At 53.2% G+C, this 16906-nt stretch carries 17 protein-coding genes; 9 read left to right on the top strand and 8 right to left on the bottom strand.

Annotated elements, in window-relative coordinates:
- Positions 1-111 precede the first annotated feature (111 nt).
- Positions 112-2727: a DNA mismatch repair protein MutS gene (mutS, locus tag ACXJJW_RS05520; protein WP_456474739.1), complete on the bottom strand. Its 2616-nt coding sequence runs from the start codon at positions 2725-2727 to the stop codon at positions 112-114.
- A 94-nt stretch (positions 2728-2821) separates the two neighbouring features.
- Between mutS and ACXJJW_RS05525 the strand changes: the two genes are divergently transcribed.
- Positions 2822-3289: a putative universal stress family protein gene (locus ACXJJW_RS05525; RefSeq protein WP_456474740.1), complete on the top strand. Its 468-nt coding sequence runs from the start codon at positions 2822-2824 to the stop codon at positions 3287-3289.
- Between the two features lie 3 nt (positions 3290-3292).
- Here the strand turns inward: ACXJJW_RS05525 and ACXJJW_RS05530 are convergent, their stop codons facing one another.
- The 3 genes from ACXJJW_RS05530 to ACXJJW_RS05540 form a co-directional block, all read right to left on the bottom strand.
- Entirely contained in the window at positions 3293-5083 is a 1791-nt protein-coding gene (locus ACXJJW_RS05530; protein ID WP_456474741.1) for a chloride channel protein, read from the bottom strand.
- A gap of 88 nt (positions 5084-5171) precedes the next feature.
- The gene (locus ACXJJW_RS05535; RefSeq protein ID WP_456474742.1) at positions 5172-5540 is read right to left on the bottom strand and encodes a response regulator; all 369 of its coding nucleotides are present in this window, start codon (positions 5538-5540) and stop codon (positions 5172-5174) included.
- A gap of 7 nt (positions 5541-5547) precedes the next feature.
- Positions 5548-6918 (bottom strand): PAS domain-containing sensor histidine kinase, encoded by a 1371-nt coding sequence (locus ACXJJW_RS05540; protein WP_456474743.1) that lies wholly within the window; start codon positions 6916-6918, stop codon positions 5548-5550.
- 254 nt (positions 6919-7172) lie between these two features.
- Between ACXJJW_RS05540 and ACXJJW_RS05545 the strand changes: the two genes are divergently transcribed.
- Entirely contained in the window at positions 7173-7862 is a 690-nt protein-coding gene (locus ACXJJW_RS05545; RefSeq protein WP_456474744.1) for a hypothetical protein, read from the top strand.
- 3 nt (positions 7863-7865) lie between these two features.
- On the opposite strand, the gene dph5 is transcribed toward ACXJJW_RS05545, so the two are convergent.
- Entirely contained in the window at positions 7866-8639 is a 774-nt protein-coding gene (gene dph5, locus ACXJJW_RS05550) for a diphthine synthase (RefSeq protein WP_456474745.1), read from the bottom strand.
- Between dph5 and ACXJJW_RS05555 the strand changes: the two genes are divergently transcribed.
- The 3 genes from ACXJJW_RS05555 (at position 8626) to ACXJJW_RS05565 (ending at position 11426) form a co-directional block, all read left to right on the top strand.
- On the top strand, positions 8626-9711 hold the full coding sequence (locus tag ACXJJW_RS05555) for a class I SAM-dependent methyltransferase (protein ID WP_456474746.1): 1086 nt from the start codon (positions 8626-8628) through the stop codon (positions 9709-9711). The genes dph5 and ACXJJW_RS05555 overlap by 14 nt on opposite strands.
- A gap of 13 nt (positions 9712-9724) precedes the next feature.
- Positions 9725-10711 carry a thiamine-phosphate kinase gene (thiL, locus tag ACXJJW_RS05560; protein ID WP_456474747.1) on the top strand — a complete coding sequence of 329 codons (987 nt, stop codon included), beginning with the start codon at positions 9725-9727 and terminating at the stop codon, positions 10709-10711.
- Between the two features lie 85 nt (positions 10712-10796).
- Positions 10797-11426, top strand: a complete 630-nt coding sequence (locus ACXJJW_RS05565) for a DUF3800 domain-containing protein (RefSeq protein ID WP_456474748.1) — start codon at positions 10797-10799, stop codon at positions 11424-11426.
- Between the two features lie 148 nt (positions 11427-11574).
- On the opposite strand, the gene ACXJJW_RS05570 is transcribed toward ACXJJW_RS05565, so the two are convergent.
- Positions 11575-11868 carry a hypothetical protein gene (locus ACXJJW_RS05570; RefSeq protein WP_456474749.1) on the bottom strand — a complete coding sequence of 98 codons (294 nt, stop codon included), beginning with the start codon at positions 11866-11868 and terminating at the stop codon, positions 11575-11577.
- Between the two features lie 37 nt (positions 11869-11905).
- Here ACXJJW_RS05570 and ACXJJW_RS05575 point away from each other — a divergent pair, with 37 nt between their 5' ends.
- Both ACXJJW_RS05575 and ACXJJW_RS05580 read left to right on the top strand, forming a co-directional pair.
- Complete coding sequence (locus tag ACXJJW_RS05575) at positions 11906-12694, top strand: hypothetical protein (RefSeq protein WP_456474750.1); 789 nt, start codon at positions 11906-11908, stop codon at positions 12692-12694.
- Positions 12695-12698: 4 nt separating this feature from the next.
- A complete protein-coding gene (locus tag ACXJJW_RS05580) occupies positions 12699-13961 on the top strand; it encodes a hypothetical protein (RefSeq protein ID WP_456474751.1) in 1263 nt (420 codons plus the stop codon).
- Positions 13962-13985: 24 nt separating this feature from the next.
- Here the strand turns inward: ACXJJW_RS05580 and ACXJJW_RS05585 are convergent, their stop codons facing one another.
- Positions 13986-14186, bottom strand: coding sequence for a histone family protein (locus ACXJJW_RS05585; RefSeq protein ID WP_456474752.1), 201 nt, complete (start codon positions 14184-14186; stop codon positions 13986-13988).
- Between the two features lie 163 nt (positions 14187-14349).
- On the opposite strand from ACXJJW_RS05585, the gene ACXJJW_RS05590 reads away from it, so the two are divergent.
- Entirely contained in the window at positions 14350-15381 is a 1032-nt protein-coding gene (locus tag ACXJJW_RS05590; protein ID WP_456474753.1) for a hypothetical protein, read from the top strand.
- Here the strand turns inward: ACXJJW_RS05590 and ACXJJW_RS05595 are convergent.
- Positions 15347-15883 carry a P-loop nucleotide/nucleoside kinase family protein gene (locus ACXJJW_RS05595; RefSeq protein ID WP_456474754.1) on the bottom strand — a complete coding sequence of 179 codons (537 nt, stop codon included), beginning with the start codon at positions 15881-15883 and terminating at the stop codon, positions 15347-15349. The genes ACXJJW_RS05590 and ACXJJW_RS05595 overlap by 35 nt on opposite strands.
- Before the next feature lie 88 nt (positions 15884-15971).
- On the opposite strand from ACXJJW_RS05595, the gene ACXJJW_RS05600 reads away from it, so the two are divergent.
- The coding region (locus ACXJJW_RS05600) for a glycosyltransferase (RefSeq protein WP_456474755.1) at positions 15972-16906 on the top strand (935 nt) is incomplete at its 3' end.

Raw genomic sequence — 16906 nt, forward strand, 5'->3', positions numbered from 1 at the left:
CTTCTGGATTGTGGTTGCACTTGTGCTCATGGCCTTGCGACTTGCGGGAAAGCCTTAGACGAGTTTGGACGATTTCGAGTAAACAATCACACTTCTGTGCAGAAAAATAACCTAGCGCAGCATCTCCCTGAGCCTGAAGAGTGCTTCAAGTGCCTCAAGCGGGGTCATCTCATTGGGGTTGAGCCTTCGAAGCTCCTCCTCTACCGGCGAGGGCTCTGGTGCAGTGACCTCGAAGAGGGTGCGCTGTGCCGGGTCTGAGAAAACCTTCGCAAGCCTGCGCTTGCGCAGTCGCTTGGCTACTATCTTATCGTCTGCCACCTCCTCCTCTTCAAGGCGGCGGAGCACCTGCGATGCGTTATCTATGACCTCCTTCGGTAAGCCTGCCAGGCGCGCCACGTGAATGCCGTAGCTCTTGTCTATTGAACCCGGCATAATCCTGCGCAGGAAGATTATGTCGTTCCCCTCCTCCCTGACGGCGATGTGGTAGTTCTTAACCTTTGGAAGAAGCTGCTCCAGCTCTGTGAGGTGGTGGTAGTGTGTTGCAAAGAGCGCCTTTGCGCCGATGCGCTCGTGCAGATACTCCACCACCGCCCATGCTATGCTCAGCCCGTCGAAGGTGCTTGTTCCACGACCTATCTCATCCAGGATGACAAGGCTCCGCTTGGTGGCGTTGTTCAGTATGTTCGCCGCCTCCTGCATCTCCACCATAAAGGTACTCCTGCCGGTGGCCAGGTCATCACTTGCCCCCACACGGGTGAATATCCCATCCACAACGCCTATCCTTGCCTCTCTCGCCGGGACAAAGCTGCCCACCTGAGCGAGGAGCACTATCAGCGCCACCTGGCGGAGGTATGTGGATTTGCCCGCCATGTTTGGACCTGTGATAATCAGAATCCCCTCCTTCGCCGAGTCGAGGTAGGCATCGTTGGGCACAAATTCGCGCTGATAGGCTTCCACCACTGGATGGCGTCCATCCTTGATGTCGATAACCCCACTTTCGTCCACCAGGGGCTTGACATAGTCCCGCTCGCCTGCCACCTTTGCAAAGCTCAGGAGCACATCCAGCTTGGCTAAAGCAGAGGCGGTGATTTGAATCTCCTTTACCCGCAAAGCAGCCTCATCTCTGATGTGCGTGAAAAGCTCATACTCCAGCTTCGCCGACCGCTCCTGAGCACCCAGGATGAGCGCCTCCTTTTCCTTCAGCTCAGGCGTTACAAAGCGCTCCGCATTCGTAAGGGTCTGCTTGCGTATATAATCCTCAGGTACAAGGTGAAGGTTGGGCTTTGTCACCTGAATGTAGTAGCCAAAGACGCTGTTGTACCCTACCTTCAGCGAGGCTATGCCGGTGCGCTTCCTTTCGCGGCGCTCAAGCTCGGCTATCCAGCGCCTTCCCTGTGTGGCAGCCTCCCTCAGCTTATCAAGCTCCTCGCTGTAGCCGGGTTTTATTATCCCACCCTCCCTCACGCCCGCCGGTGGTTCATCCACTATGGCAAGCTCTATCCTCTCACTCAAATCCTCAAGGGCGTGCATCTCCGCGAGAATTTCCTCAAGCAGCTCGGGTTTGCAGCTCGAGAGCAGGTCGCGTATCTCAGGCACTGCCTTCAACGAATTTTTGAGCGCCACAAGGTCGCGGGCATTTGCGGAGCCGCTGGCGATTCTGCTGTTCAGCCGCTCCAGGTCGTAAACTTTGCTTATAGCCTCGCGCAACTCCTCTCGCAGGAGGTAGTCGCTGAACAGCTCCTCCACAGCATCGAGGCGCTTCCTTATCTCAGCCACATTGACGAGAGGATGCAGAAGCCAGCGCTTCAGCAGCCTCGCCCCCATTGCCGTCGAGGTCGCGTCGAGCACCTCCAGAAGCGTCGCCCTGGTTGAGCCATCGCGCAGGTTGCGCACTATCTCCAGGTGGCGAAGCGTAGCGGCATCGAGAAGCATTCTCTCCCGCGTAGCAAGCCTGCGCAGCCTTGTTATGTGGGGCAGTGCATTCTTCTGGGTCTCGCGCAGATAGCCCAGCACAGCGCCAGCGCAGGCAATACCAAGCTTTAGCTCTGCCACACCAAAGCCCTCCAGACTAGAGACGCCGAAGTGTTCAGCCAGCCTTTCCCTGGCAGTGCCGGGGCTGAAAGCGGCCTCACTCACTTGGTTGAAGAAAGTCTCGCGCAGAAGCTTGCGCATCCTCTCTACAAGCTCCTCGCTCGTATCTTCAGGGATTAAACACTCGGCCGGCGAAATCGCCACAAGCTGGTTGAGCGCCTCCTCCTCGTTCTTGAACTCGCCGCATGCAAACTCGCCCGTGGAGAGGTCCGCGTAGGCTATACCGGCTCTGCCCTTATTGACAAGCAGTGCAGCAAGGTAGTTGTTGCTCTTCTCCTCAAGCAGGCTCTCCTCCATCAGCGTGCCCGGCGTTACGACGCGCACCACATCGCGCTTCACCACACCCTTCGCCTGCTTGGGGTCCTCGACCTGCTCGCATATCGCCACCTTATAACCCCTCTTCACCAGCTTAGCTAGGTAGGTCTCCATCGCATGGTAGGGAACGCCAGCGAGGGGCACTGGTTTGCCGTTCTCCCTGCCGCGGGATGTGAGTGTTATTCCAAGCTCCCTGGCAGCAAGCACTGCATCCTCGTGGAACATCTCATAAAAATCGCCGGCACGGAAGAACAGAACCGCATCGCTGTACTCCCGTTTGAACCGGTGCCACTGGCGCATCATGGGGGTTATACCTGGCATGGAATTAGCTTAATGCTCAAGGTTAAAAACATTATGCAGGCCGGAAAAGTTAAGTAGCCTCACGGAGATTATTAGATATAAGGAGGCGAGGCGCGTGGCAAAGATACTGCTGGTCTCTGAGGGTGTGTCAGAGCAGACATCTATTGAACGCTACACAATGGGTCTGGCATGCAGTCTGAGGTACGACATAAAGTTACTGTTTATAGTAGATGAGAGGTACGCAGTTGAACTGATAGGCGGCGGCCTGTACAAGCGCGAGGTGGATGCGCTTAGGAAGGCGGTAGAAGAGAAGGCCAGGGAGGAATTTGATGTTTTCAAAAGACTCAGCCTTAACATAGAGTACAGGGTTGAGAAAGGTGTAGCCGCTGATGTCCTCCTGAAAGAGCTAGAGAAGGACAGGGAGGTCAAATTGGTAATAATAGGCTACTCTCCCACGGGCTGGCTAAAGGAGATCGTGGAAAAGCCTCTCCTGCCGGAGATACTGAAAAGGAGAAGGATTCCAGTGCTCGTGGTTCCAGAGAGTATACGGGAGGAGGACTTTTTCTCTGTGCTCAAGTGCTGAGCACTAGTCTTTGCGGCGCAGCTTGACCTCCCCCAGCTTTATCACGTCGCGTTTGAGCAGCAACCCAAGAGGTTTTGACGGGTCCTCAGGCGAAACCACAACCAGCGTTCCAATACCACGCTCTTCCATGAATTCCAGTGCTTCATGCAACGATTTCTCAGGCGTTATCGAGGAGTACCTGTGCCGCATAACCTCCTCTACTCTGGTGTCCATCCATTTTTCCACAGGTACGCCCACAATATCACGCAGCCTCACTATCCCCTCTATCTTATCCTCAGCCATTATGGGCAGCGCCGAGACGCCATGGCGCATCTTCAGCATGGCGCTGCGCAGGCTCTCCTGTCTTGTCGTTGTGGGAAAGTCGATGCGCATGGCGTCGCTTACCCTATGGAGGCGTAGCAGGTCACGGAAGTACTCCTCCGCATGTGCTGGCGAGTGTATGCGCGTTGGCACCTGCTCGCTGTATATGCTGTATCTGCCAGTGAGGATGTAAGAGCCCACGATTGCCACCATCGCAGGGAAGAGGAGGGAGTAGTCACCTGTCATCTCGCTCACCATTATGAGCACAGCTACTGGTGCCTTGCTCACCCCACCAAAGAGGGCCATCATCCCTATTATCACAAATGCAGGCACCGCCTCCGGGGGTACAAGCCAGGGGAGGAACTTTGCAAAGACAGCACCCACTGTGCCGCCCACCATCGCGCCTATCACCATCCCCGGGGCAAATACTCCGCCGGAGCCTCCACTACCTATTGTCAGGGAGGTCATTACAATTTTTGCAAAAATCAGGATGAACATCACCTTCAGCGGCAGGGCATTGTACAGGGCGAGCTGAATAAAGCCGTAGCCCATGCTGAGAGCCCCCAGTCCTGCGGCGCCATTCGCATCGGGGATGAGCTTCATCAGCAACACTGCGAGTACGCCAACGAGGAAGGCGCCTATTGCGGGCTTGAAATGCTTCTTTATCCTTAATCTGTCAAAGAGCTCCCTTGTGGAATAGAAGGATTTTATGTACAGCAGTCCCACACCCGCGCAGGCTGCGCCGAGCAGCATATAGAGAGGTATCTGTGCGAGGCTCCACTGATACGGCCGTGCCGCAAACACGGGTGAGAAGCCGTCGTACAGACTGAACACGGAGTAGCCCACCACACTGGCCATAACACTGGGTATCAGTGCCTCTTTCTCAAAATCCTGCCGGTACAGAATCTCGGCGCTTAAAAGTGCTCCGCCCAGAGGAGCTTTAAATATGCTGCCCACTCCCGAGCCTATTCCCACCGCCAGTGCTATCCTGCGGTCATGCTCATTTAACTTGAACACCTCACCAATAAAGGAGCCAAAACCTGCGCCTATCTGTGCTATGGGCCCCTCTCTGCCAGCACTTCCACCAGTAGATATTGTGAGCACAGAGGCTGCCATCTTAACCAGGGGTATCCTTCTTCGAATTCGTCCCCCCTCGCGGTGGAAGGCGCGTATAGCTGCATCTGTGCCGTGCCCCTCAGCCTCGGGAGCTAAGGAGAAGACAATCAACCCTGAAGCCAGACCACCCAGGGTTACAATGAGCACAAGGAGCAGTGCACTCTCAGGTGGTGCCCAGCTGAGCACCTCCTCAAGACTCACCCCCGCCCTGGGTGGGTAAAAGCCAGCGCCCTGGCCCAGGAAAAGCTTTGTGCCCAGATTGAGGAGCTCATAAAAGGCTATTGCACCAACGCCGGAGATTATTCCTATGAGAGTTGCGATTATTGACCACTTCTTGAGATACTTGAACTCAGGGGTATCAGGGAGGGGAATGTGCATGGTGTGGGCATAGTAAAAGGTGTTATATATAATTACGGGTGCATACCTCCCCCTTACGCCCCGGTCATACAGGGAACTTGGGAGATCATCAAGATTTCTTTAAGAGTTTTTCCACCGTGTAGATAAGTTCTTCTCTGTCGAAGGGCTTGTTGATATGTGCCTCAGCACCGCAGTCACGGCTCTTTTCAACATCCTCCTCTGTTGTCCTCACTGTGAACATCGCCACAGGGATGTTCTTCAGTCTCACGTTTGCCTTGATCTTCCCGCACACCTCCCATCCCTTCAACCCGGGCATCATCACATCTAGGAGTATGAGGTCTGGTGTCTCCTTCTCCAGGAGCCTCAGCCCCTCCTCCCCGTCGCCCGCCTCCACCACCTCATAACCCGCTTTCTCGAGCATCTTCCGCGTCAAAAATCTTATCTCAGGCTCATCATCCACAATCAGTATCTTCACCATTAGCCCATCACCTCCTGTAAACCGGCAGTGTGAAGCAGAACCTGCTCCCCTTGCCCGGCTCGCTCTCAGCCGTAATCTCGCCCCCGTGCGCCTGGACTATCTCCTTAACTATCGCCAGCCCCAAACCGGTGCCCCCATAGCGTCTCGTGGGTGAGCTATCCACCTGGTAGAAGCGCTCAAAGATTTTATCCAGATGATCCTTACGTAGACCTATGCCGGTGTCGCTGATGCAGACCTCAACCATGCCCTTCTTCCCCCTTGCGTTGATAACTATTTCTCCCTCCTTTTTGTTAAACTTTATGGCATTGTGGATGAGGTTTCGCAGCACATGCTTAAGCTGTCCGCAGTCCCCTCTGACGGGAGGCAGGTCGTCTTCCATGACAACCTTCATCTTTAGTTTGTTTTTAATGAGCATTGGCTTAAACTCGCTGCTCACAAGGGTTATGGCATGGGCCATATTTACAGCTTCAAGCTTTAAATTCCTCTTACTTCTGTCCATCCTTCCGGCCTCTATGAGGTCTTTCACAATAAAATTCTGGCGCACAAGCGCATTCACAGCCATTTTCAAAAGTTCCTTCCTCTTCTTCGCATCTTTCTCATCCATCGCCAGCTCTATGGCACCCTTGGCTATGGTTATGGGTGTGCGAAGCTCATGGCTAACATTGGCGATGATGTTGGTCTTCAGCTCGTCCAGGGTTTTTAGCTCTTCATGGGCGCGTTGAAGTTTTTCATAGGCTGCTTTCAGCTCCTCCTCCGCCTTTCTGCGTTCGGTAACATCCGTATTGGCAAAAACGCACGCCTCAACCCTGCCCTCAGGGTTCAGCAGAGGATACAGCCTGGAAACCATGAAGCGGAGGGTTCCGTCTCTGCACCTGTAGGTTATCTCCACGTTGCTGAAGGGCTGCCTCTTCTCAAATACCTGTGCCACTGTAGCCTCGATGGCGGGGCGCTCCTCCGACTCCAGAAGCAGGTGATATTTACTTCCGATTATGTCCTGTCCGTACTGGAAGATATTTTCGCAGGATTTATTCCAGGTCTGGATAGCCCCCTCCCTGTTAACAGAAAAGATTGGGTTCGGCGAGTTTTCAACAGTCTGTCTGTACCTCTCTTTGCTCTCCCGCAGCGCCTCCTCTGAGCGTCGTATAACCTCCATGTTATGGTTGATAAGCACATAGAGGAGCAGAGCTGTAATGGCGACATAGAACCAGCCCTTCAGGGTCTGCAGGCGGGTGAGCATTACGGGGTCGCCCACAAATAGAACAAGCAGTCTGTCAGACAACAGTATCCACACTCCACCCAGGAGCGCATAGATGGCTGCAATCTTGAAAGGAGACAGTCCTTTCCCGGAATGTATAACGCTGAATTTATGCCTGCGCATGCAATTTCACTACTCTTTTAATTTAGCTGCCGGGTTATTAATATTTTCTTTGTGCCGGCGTGTGCTCGCCCGCGTTCGAGCATGTATATAAAGTTAATTTTTATTGTTTATAGCAAAAGTCTGAAATATAGGGATGCCACGTATAAAATATTGATGTACTGCCTACACATATGCGGGAAATATTTAAGGGGGATATGGTAAAATGGAAGGAAGCCCCTCATGATACTAACCACATTTAAACAGGAGGTATTAAGATGAAGGCTGGTTATATTCTTCTTGCTCTTGTGGTGCTTTCGCTCCTGACGGGATGCATCCAGCGTGAGAAGGCTGAAGAGGTTGAGAAGAAAAAGGAGATAGCTGAAGCCAAGGAGATTCAGACGAATTTCGAAGAAGCCTACAGCGAACTGAAGCTGGCCATAGAGAATGAAGACCCACAGGCTGCCAAGGAAAAATACAATGAGCTCCTCAGGGTGTATGAGGAGGCAAAGGAGAAGGCAGGAGAGCAGCACCTCAGGTTCATGGTGGGTGATGACAGGCTTGCTATGCTGAAGGAGCAGATAGACAGAGGAGACTTCACCGGGGCGAATGATACCCTCTCGGGTGTTGCAGGAAGCTGTGGAGTAAGCGTGTGCCATCAGCGCAGCGGGGGCGCGATGGCAAATCTGGAGTACGAGTATGGTGTGATTAAGAAGGCTCTCAGGGAGGGAGACCTTGAGAGGGCGAAGCAGCACTTCCCTGAGTTCAAGAGGAACTTCTATGAGAGCAGAGAGCTTACAGAGAAGTTTCTGCCAGAGCTTACCGAAGAGAGGATGAGGGACGAGTATGTGGAAAATCTTGAAAGGGCGCTTGAAGCCAATGACCTTGAGGCTGCGCAGAAGGCCATGAAGGTAATCTCTGAGAACACCTGCTCCCTTAAGGGCTGCCATGCCATATTCTTCGGCTGATTGCTATCTCAACCCGGCGAACTCGCGCAGGTATTCTTCCTCGGTGAAGTGGAGCTCCCCGGGGATTATCAGCGTGTGCGGCATGGCGCCCAGCTCAGCTCTTAAAAGCTCTCCGACCTTTCCGGCTACAACCCCCGCATCGGGCGCGCCTGCTGCTGATACCACTACAGCGAGGGTGTTCTCGCGTATAACGCCCTCGCCGCGCTTTTTTTCAAGGGTAATGAGTATCTCCAGAGCCTCCTTGGCGGACATCATGTACCCCTCCTCCGCCTTTATGTCAAGGAAGAGCAGTGTGTGCAGTCCCCGGGAGAGGTTCTCCTTTACCACATTGTAGGGTGTTTCAGGAAAAAAGCCTGCTTCGGGCCTGGCGACGGTTGCACTTCTACCGAACTTGTAGTTGTGCAGCCCACTCAGGGAGGGTGCAGCCGAGAGTATTGAGGCGCTGTGCACCACCCGCGTGGCTATGCCCAGCCTCTTTGCCTCAAGGCGAAGCGCTGTGTGAGTCGTGGACACCATGGGGTCACCGGCAACGAGGAGGGCAACATTTTTATGCTTGGCTGGCTCCAGGATGACCTCCTCTGCGCCCTCTTCAACCTCCCGCCTGCTCAGCAGTTCTATTCGCTTTCCTGCCAGCTTTTCCAGGCGCTCTAGGCTGAGCCCGGGCATGTAGGAGGTGTAGAGCTCAGCAAAGGCCATGTCGCAGCGCTTAAGCTCCTCAAGGCCGCGCAGTGTTATGTCCTTCTCGTCGTACAACCCCAAGCCTATGAAGATGAGCATAAATAAATACCTGCAGCAGCCTATAAAAAATATGCTCGGCGTGCGCATACCTGCGAAGGAGGCGGAGAAGGTAAGGCGTGAGCTTCTTGCCGCCGGGATTCTGGCAAAGGGGTACCGCATAAAGAGGCAGGGTGATTATGTTCTCCTGCCCGTTAAGGAAGTTGCGAGGGAGCTTCTGCAAGGCTATGAGGTGGTGGAGGCGGAGTTTGAGCCCCTGGCAGGGCACAGGAGTTTTGAGAGCCTGCTGAGGGAGAGACTGAGCAGGGAGGAGTTTGCGCTTGTCAGGCGGAGCTTCGATATTGTGGGGGACCTGGCTATTATTGAGGTGCCGGAGGAGCTTGAACACAGGAAATATGAGATTGCGGGGGCGCTGATGGAGGCGCACAGGAATATAAAGGCGGTTTTCCGCAAGGGTGGTGAGGTGAGGGGCAAAGCCAGGGTGCGCAAACTTGAGCATCTCGCAGGCGAACACAGGAGTGAGACGGTGCACAGGGAGCACGGCCTCAGGCTAAAGCTGGATGTGGCGAAGGTGTACTTCTCTCCGCGCCTGGCGTATGAGAGGCAGCGCATACTGAAGCAGGTTAAGGACGGCGAGACCATAGTTGACCTCTTCGCCGGCGTGGGCCCATTTGCACTCCTCCTCGCCAGGCATCGCAGGGTTAAGGTTTATGCCATCGATATAAACCCCGAAGCTGTGAGATACCTCAGAGAAAATATAACCCTGAACAGGCTCAAGGGGGAGGTTGTGCCCCTGCTCGGCGATGCTCGCGAAGTTGCACCTCGTGGCGTAGCCTCGCGGGTGATAATGAATCTGCCAAAGAGCAGCGATGCCTTCCTGGACCTTGCCTTTGAGGTTTTGAAGGGCGAGGGAGTGGTGCACTACTACACAATTGCGCCGGAGGAAAATCTCTGGGGCAAGGCTGAGCTTGCCCGCAGCGTGGCGAGGCGCATGGGGAGGCGGGTGAAGGTGCTGGAGAAGCGGGTGGTGCGCACCTACTCGCCGCGAAACTATCATGTGGTTTTTGACCTAAGGGTCTCGCAGGATAATCAAAACCCTTTTTACGTGGCATAGATAAGTAAACCCTATGAAACTCTCAGAGCTGGGTGAGCGCAGGGTAATAGAGATTTTTGCAGAGGTCTTGGGCGACTGTGGCATAGCTGAGGTGGGGATAGGCGATGACGCAAGCATTGTCAGGGCAGGTGAGGCTCTGATTGTGCTCTCCTCTGATATGATTCGCGAAGGCACACACATACCGAGGGAGATGACGCCGGAGCAGGCTGGCAGTTATGCGGTCAATGTCAATCTGAGCGACATCGCAGCAATGGGAGCCAGACCCCTGGCGATGCTCTTTTCCTTCGGGTTGCCGGGTGATAAGGATGAGAGTTATGTGAGGAGGCTGGTACAGGGTATAAAAAAGGCCTGCGATGTCCACAAAGTCTGCGTTGTAGGGGGCGACACCAAGGAGCACGGCGAGGTGGTGATCTCAGGTTTCGCCTTCGGTGTAGTCGAGGCGAGAGGATACCTGACGCGCAGCGGAGCAAGACCCGGGGACCTGCTCTGCGTTACCGGCAGCATTGGTAGTGCCGCCGCGGGATTCTACTGCCTTACCAGAAACATAGAGCATCCAAGGAGGGAGGAGTTTTTGAGGGCAGCGCTTGAGCCAGAGGCGAGGGTTGTGGAAGGTCTGACTCTTGCCGGTTCAGCAAGTGCATGCATGGATGTGAGCGACGGCCTGGCGTTCAGCCTGCATGAAATAGCCCGTAAAAGCGGTGTGGGCTTTGAGGTGTATGAGGAGCGCGTGCCCCGGGAAAGGGAGGTTAAGGAGATAGCCGCCCTTGCAGGCGTGGATGAGAGGGAAGTGGTATTCCACAAGGGCGGGGACTTTGAGCTTCTGTTTGCTGTAAGTGAAGCATCGCTTCCGGAGCTGAAGGAGAAATTCAGAAGTAAAAAGCTGGCACCTATTACTGAGATAGGCAGGGTTACCGGGGAAGGGTACTGGCTGATAACAGAAGATGGCAGGAGGGTAGAGCTTCCAGCACGGGGTTATGATGCTTTTCTGGGTGGGTTTTGACATATATTATAACTCGATTTAAAATATCTGTGTGTTCTAGCATGTTGCAAACCTAAAAATATGAGATTGTGTGCTATACATTCTCATGCTATACATATTTCTTGATGAGGCGGGAGACTTAGGTTTTAGCGATAGAGCTTCCAGATATTTTGTTATAGCTGCTTTGACTGTTGCAAATCCAGTTTCAATTCGAAGAATGTTCAAGAGAATTAGGCAACGAAAACTAAAAAAGAGAGTTAAACAGCTTCAAGAATTCAAATTCAGCAGATCCGATGATTTTATAAAGATGTTGATCTTAAGGCGGTTGATAAAGCAAGAAATTGAAATAAATTATGTAGTTTTGAAGAAAAGCAGGACAGTCCAACTCGTGCAGGATAGACAAAACATCCTTTATAATCATCTTAGTGGAGTTTTGATTGATAGACTGACATCTTACAGAGAGCGTGAATTTAAGATAGTTGTTGACAGGCTATTTTCAAAGTCGAATCGTGAGGAATTTAACAGATATCTACAAAAAAGGGTTTTTAATAACTTCTATAGTGAAGGCCGACTAAAACCAAAAATTGAAATAGAACACAGTGATTCAACAAGTGAGCCGTGTCTCCAGGCAGTCGATTTTGTTGTGGGTGCGGTATTCTCCAAATATGAGAGGCACAATGACCAATACTATAAGATAATCGAGGAAAAGGTCAATAAAAAGTTAGAGGAGTGGTGACCCCTCCCCTACTCGCTTCCATCCCACTTACGTGGGCATCATCCTTTCGGGGGGACTTACTCACCACTGTTTTTTATTATATAGGACGACATATTTAAGGTTTCTGGTGAAGGCGGCTTTAACTTAACCAATACTACAGTTGAGCCCCTCAAATACCTATCAACCCTAAATCCCACGCTCCCCACACTATGGCGATTAAGCCGGCTATGCGCAGAGCAGCCTCTGCCATGCTCTTCCCGACGAAGATTATCACAAGACCAATAACCACAGGGAACACCGCTTCTGGATTCACCACAAATCCGCCCAGGTAGTACTTCACCCCGCCGATGAGTATAAAGCCAGCGCCTATTATTTTGAGAATCATGCCCACGACACGGGGGGCAATGAGTATAAGTACAAGACCGGCGACAATCTTAACCAGAGGTTCTGCTCCCAAGTCCATAGATATAGTTCTTCTGTTGGGGTTAAATAGATTTCGCATGGCAAGCTTTATTAGTCCTGATGAGAATACCCTTGCGATGATTCAAGCAGAGTTTCTGATAGAAGCCCAGGGCAACGACAGAGATGCCGTAGCCGGGTCGCTTCGTATGCTGGAGAATAAGATAAAGGTCGAGAAGGGAGTTAGACTTTGCAGTGCAGAACATGGCGATGTGGTGAAGGAGGATGAACTGTATTCGGGCGTTGTTGAGTTTAAGCTCGAGTTTGAGAGCTTTCAGAGCTATATCGACGCTGCTATAAAATACGGACCCTCCGCAATATATGTGTTGAGTCCTGACAGACTTACCATAGATGCAAGGGAATTCCTCCTCACCCTGGGGGAGGTCATCAAGCTCACCAAGAAGTTCTACCAGAGATACCAGGTAGGATTTGAATTTGAGGCGGGGGGAGAGGTGAACATTGGAATTGACGAGTATGAGATTGAGGAACTGCTTAAAGGGGGAGCGCTCCATGTCAAGCTCGTCGCTGAAGTAGGGGCTGAGAGCGAGGCAGAGGCTGTGAAGCTCTTCGTAGGGGATATTGTGGATGAGGCGCCGGTGAACAAGGTTAAGAGCACCTTCAACCAGGAGACTGGAGCCTACCTGGTTGCTGTGGAAGCCTTCCCCTATGATGCGAGGGCTCTCTTCAGCATATCAATGCGCCACGTGCCCGTGCTCATAGAAATCATCGAGCCAAAGGAGATAAATCTGAGCATGCTCGACCTCCAGGATATTGCCCTGGACCTTGCAAGCATCTTTTTTGAAGCGTCGCAGAGGCTGGTGCTGAGGTAGGTTCATGGAGGCCATGATTAAGAGGATGGAGGAGCATTTCAGGAGGAGAGAATGGGGTGAGCTTGAGGAGGTAAGCGGGGAGATTCTTTCCCATAATCCTGAAGGCTGGCTTAGGGCACTGGCTGAGGGCTTCAGGAGCTATGCAAAGGCGAGGCAGGAGCGGGATGCGGAGAAGGTCGCCCTCCTGCTCGAGAGGGCTGCCTCAGCTTTTAAGGGTGTGGATGAGCTTCTGTACGCTATGGCAACCACAGAGAGGCTTCTGCTCCTATCCGTATTGGACGAGCCAAATAGGGGAAGGCACCTCAAGGCTCTGGGGGAGTTCTCCCTGAATCGCTTCCTTCGCACACGGAGCGAGGGTGATATAAGGCTGGCGGTTGAGGCGCTGGAACGTGCAGCAGAGCACCTGTTCGGAAGAGAACTCGCAGAAGTTGAGCTCAATCTCACCTTCTGCTATGGCTGCTGCGCTGAGGTGAGCGACAATCCAAGGCGGGAGTATGAGAGGGTGCTGAGCCTGTGTGAGGAGCTGGAGGAGCGCTACCAGGAGGACAAGGGGACGCTTGCAAGGCTGAAGATGAACCACGCCACGGCGCTTCAAAGCCTGGCGCATCTCTCTGGCCCGGAGGCGCTGGACATGCTTGAAAGGGCTGCATCACTGAGCCGTGAGGCAGCCGTCATATTCAGAAAGCTTGGCGCCAAGGTTGAGGAGGTGCGGGCACTTCAGAGCCTTGCCAACATCTACAGGGACACCGCAAACCTGGCAGAGGATGGCGATGAGTATCTTGAGAGGTTTATAGAGGTCAAGAAGGAGACTGCAGAGCTTTTCAGTCAGGCCGAGTATGCGGCAAAGGCAAGCCTTGAGGTGCTCGAGGGGGCGCTTGCAGAGGTTGAGCTCGCTGCCAAGCGTGGGGATAGTGCCGGGATTGAGAAGGCGCTGAAAGATATCTCTAAGACATCTGAGGTTTTCAGGAGGGAGGGTCTAGGCGAGGAGCTTGCCCATTCTCTGGCCGCAATGGGCGCCGCCTACAGAAGCATGGCAGCTCTGGATGAGGAGGCCGCCCTGGAACTTCTCGGCAGAGCGGCTGAGAGTTACGAGGAGGCGATGGACATATTCTCAAAGGAGGGGGAGAAGACATATCTGAGTGCAGCTAAGGCTGCGCTTTCTCAGATATACAGCGACCTGGCGGCGCTCTCAGGGGATGCTACCCACGCAGAGAAGGCTGAGAAGTTTGAGGAGGAGGCGAGAGAGCTTATAAGAAAAAGAGAATAAATAGAGTTTGAAAAAGAAAAACTCTTATTTTGAAGCCAGCTTTATATCGCTTGCCTTGACTGTCTTTCTGCCTGCGTGTTTTGCAAGGGCACCTGCCTCTTTCGCTATCTCAGCGCCTATCTCATCGAGAATTTCAGCAAGGTACTCTGCGGCATCCCTTCCAACACGCAGTCCTGTGGCATTCCTTATTATCCTGTCGCACGCAGAAATTGGTAGTTCACCCATTATATCACCTCTTTTTTAAAATTTTCTATGTTTTCCCGACTGTTGTGTGTAAACCTTATTATATATAAACCTTACTGTTGTTATACCCTCAGGATGGCGATTCTTTCAGGTCTTTACGTGATAGCCTCGCAAGAGTTAAATACCTCCTCCACAACTCAAAACCATGGATGTACAAACCCTTGTGGAGGCGCTTAAGCGTCCTGAGGCTTATCCCCATCCGGTGAGAGATATAACGCTGATTCAGACCCACATCTCCTTTGTGTTTTTAACCGGTGATTACGTCTACAAGCTGAAGAAGCCGGTGGACTTCGGCTTTCTGGACTTCACCACCCTGGAGAAGCGCCTGTACTACTGCAATGAGGAGATTAGGGTAAACCGCGCCCTTGCAGGTGGGCTCTACCTTGGCGTTGTGCCTATAACCCGGGATGATGGCGAGATCAGGGTCTCTGGCAGGGGTGAGGTGGTGGAGTATGCGGTTAAGATGGTGCAGCTTCCGCAGGAGGCGATAATGAAATGCATGCTCCAGCGGGGGGAGGTTGTGCGAGGCGACGTCGAGGAGATAGCTGCAAGGGTTGCGGTTTTCCACAAAGGTGCAGCCGTCGGGGAGGAGATTACCCGCTGGGGTGCCTACGAGCAGGTGGTCAAAAACTGGGAGCAGAACTTTGAGCAGACGGCACAACTCAAAGGCAGAGAGGTTGATGCACAGGAGTACGCCGCCCTTGAGGCAAGGGTGATGCGCTTTCTGAGGGAGAGGAAGGAGCTCTTCAGAGAGAGAGAAAGAGCGGAGAAGATACGCGAATGCCACGGTGACCTGCACAGCGGCAACATATTCATAGTGAGGAAGCCGGCGAAGCTGTACCGCGAGGGCATTTACATCTTTGATGCCATAGAGTTCTTTCGCGGATTCAGCTGCAGCGATGTGCTTGCGGATATTGCCTTTCTTGCCATGGACCTGGACTTCCACCGCAGGCGAGACCTGAGCGAAGCCTTTGTCTCTGCCTACATCGAAGCCAGCGGAGAGAAATTCCCTCAGGCGCTGCTGGATTTCTACAAATGCTACCGCGCCTTTGTGAGGATGAAGGTGGAGGGCTTCAAGCTCTCTGATGCTCATGTAGCAGAGGAAGAAAAGGGAGCAACGCGCAAGCTGGTGAAGGAGTACTTTAACCTCGCCTGCCGCTACGCCTCTTTGCTTTAGTTCTGCTCCTTATATAGCGCATAATTTCAGCGAGGTTCTCCTCTAGGGGGTTGCTGGTGTCCACTATAACCCTGGGCCTGCGCAGAGGTTCAAACTGGCTGCGTATCTTCAGGTACACATCAAAGTCGGCGTCGGTGGGGAGGTTCTTCTTCTTTGCCCGAGCCTCCATTCTCTGCCGGACCACAAATTCCGGCGCGCTGCACTCCACGATTATCAGCTTTGTTCTAGCCGCCCTCGCGAGCCGGTAGACGCGCTCCCGCAGGCTGCGCCTGTAGAAGGTGCCGTCGAGGATTACATTCTTCCCTGCCCTCAGGAGGTACTCTGCTATCATAAAGGTTACCTTATAGACAAGCTCCTTCTCCTCCTCGGTGTACTTCGGCTCGGGAAAGAGCTGCTTTCGTATTACGTCGGTGCGCAGCACAGTGGCGCGCAATCTGCGCGCAAGGTGCATGGCGATGGTGCTCTTTCCGGTGCCGGGTAAGCCTGTGATTAGCACCAGCATGGGGTAAAATACGCGCAGGTGTTATAAAAAGGCTTCCAGCGGTAACTATATATCTCCAGCTGCCCACTTCCTACTTCTGGTGCATGGTATGCGGATATACTTTGTGAGCAATGGCTTCGGCTACGGACATGTGAGCAGGGATGTGGAGCTTGCGAAAGCTTTGAGGGAGCGCGGGCATGAGGTTGTGTTCTCAACCTATGGCGATGGCTTGGCGTTTCTGCGCAACTACGACTTTGAGGTAATAGAGGTGGAGGAGTTCGGCGATGTCGCCTTTACCTCCACAGAGATTCAGGTCTTTAAGACGGTGCGGAACACGCTGCGCAGCGTTAAGCCCGGGATGCTCCTGGAGGCGAGGCGCATATTACGCGACGTTTCGCCGGATGTGATGCTCGTGGACGGCTATGTGCCTGCGATGGTATCAAAGATTCTTCGCTCCTGGCGCAATATGCGTATCTTCCTGATAACCAATGAAACCATACAGTGGAAGCAGCTTGAGGGCAACCTCAGCCTGCCCATAAAAAAGCTGGGTGAGTTTGCGGAGGCGGCGCTTGTGTACCTGGCCAATGAGATAATTGTGCCCGATTTTCCTCCCCCCTATGGTGTTTGCCTTGAAAATCTCGCCTTCTATGACCAGAAGTACAAGTTCCATTTCGTCGGGCCAATGCTGCCTGAGCTGGAGAGCAGGGGCGAGGAGAAGGTGGTGGTGAACTTCGGGGGCTCTGGTGTGAATCCAGACATTAGCGAGGCGCTCTCCAAAGCGGAGGAGGTTCTTGGTGAGAAATTTGTGGTGGCAAGGAATATGCCCCGAGAACGCTACATGGAGCATCTTGCGCAGGCTCGTGTGCTGGTGACCCACGGCGGGCATACCAGCATAATGGAGGCCCTCGCCTGCGCCAAACCCATCGTCGGCATACCCATTAAAAACTACCCCGAGCGGGAGGGAAATCTTCGAGGTGTGGAGAGGCTGGGCGTGGGCAGGATGCTCGATGCAGAGTGGGTGACCGGAGATAACCTTGCCACTGC

The organism is Candidatus Pyrohabitans sp. (genome assembly GCF_054014795.1).